Source organism: Streptomyces sp. NRRL B-24572, assembly GCF_002156145.1.
GTDB lineage: Bacteria > Actinomycetota > Actinomycetes > Streptomycetales > Streptomycetaceae > Streptomyces > Streptomyces vietnamensis.
Genome location: NZ_MWIG01000996.1, coordinates 1 through 1,228, shown reverse-complemented (window position 1 = coordinate 1,228; position 1,228 = coordinate 1). Strand labels below are relative to the sequence as shown.

Here is a 1,228-nt window from a genome sequence, read left to right as displayed (position 1 = left end):
GGCGCGGACGGCCGCCGCGAGGGCGGGGCGGTCGGTGACGTCCAGGGGGTGGGTGTGCGCGGTACCGGCCCCCTGGCGGGCGATCAGGGCCGCGGTCTCCTTGAGGCCGTCCTCGTCGCGGTCGGCGCAGTGGACGGTGGCACCGGCCCGGGCGAGGAGGGCCGCGGTGGCGCGGCCGATGCCGCCGGCGGCGCCGGTGACGAACGCGGTGCGGCCGGTGAGGTCGTATGCCGGGAGCGCCCGTGGCGGTGGAGTCGTCGTCATGTCCGGACCGTACGGCCGTATCTGACGGGTCGTCAATTGTCGGGGTGGTGGTTTCCGCCGGGGCCCCGCTGGCAGCCGGGACACCAGTACGTGACCCGGTCGCCGAGTTCCGCCTTGCGGATCGGGGTGCCGCAGCGGAGGCAGGGGCGGCCCTCGCGGCCGTAGACGTGCAGCGGGGTGCCGGGGCGGCGGGTGGTCGTGGTGCGGCGGTCCGGGCGGTCCTTGTTCGCCTCCAGGAGGCGGTGGGCCGTGGCCACCAGGCGGGCCGGGACCTCCGGGGCGAGCTCGCCGACCGGGAGCCAGGGGGTGACGGCGGCGAGGAAGGCCAGCTCCGACTTGTACACGTTGCCGATGCCGGCCAGGTTGCGCTGGTCCAGGAGGGCCTCGCCCAGTGTTCTGGCCGGGTCGGCGGCGAGCCTTCGTACGGCCTCCTCGGGGTCCCAGTCCGGACCCAGGAGGTCCGGGCCGAGATGGCCCACGGCGTTCACCTCCTCGGCGGTACGGATGAGCTCCAGGACCGGGAGGCGGTAGCCGTACGCGGTGGACTCGGCGTTCCCGAGGATCGCCCGGATCTGGTGCTCGGGGCCGCCGCGCGGGCGCTCCCCGGTGGCGTACACCCGCCAGGCGCCGTCCATCCGCAGGTGCGAGTGGAGGGTGAGCCCGCCCTCGATGCGGGCGAGGAGGTGCTTGCCGCGAGGGGTGACGTCGAGGAGCGTGCGGCCGGTGAGGTCGGCGGTCGCGAACCGGGGCACGCGGAGGTCCGCGCGGGTGAGGACCTTGCCGGCGAGCGCGGTGTGCAGGCGGTGGGCGGCCTGCCAGACGGTGTCTCCTTCGGGCACGGGTCCATTGTGCGGGGCGCACCGCCTTGGCCGGGCCCGCCGGCTGTCGCGGGCCGCACTCCGCCGGGGCGGTGCCCCTGCGTACTCCGTTGTGGGCCCCGCCCACCCCCGTTGTGGGCATGCGT

The 1,228-nt window shown here is 76.1% G+C and carries 2 protein-coding genes; both read right to left on the bottom strand.

The annotated features are described in order from the left end of the window. A partial coding sequence (locus CCN56_RS39320) for an SDR family NAD(P)-dependent oxidoreductase (protein ID WP_373412961.1) occupies positions 1–300 on the bottom strand: 300 nt, incomplete at its 3' end. Continuing rightward, complete coding sequence (locus tag CCN56_RS39315) at positions 297–1,103, bottom strand: DNA-formamidopyrimidine glycosylase family protein (protein WP_086832392.1); 807 nt, start codon at positions 1,101–1,103, stop codon at positions 297–299. The genes CCN56_RS39315 and CCN56_RS39320, both read right to left, overlap by 4 nt. Positions 1,104–1,228: the final 125 nt, after the last annotated feature.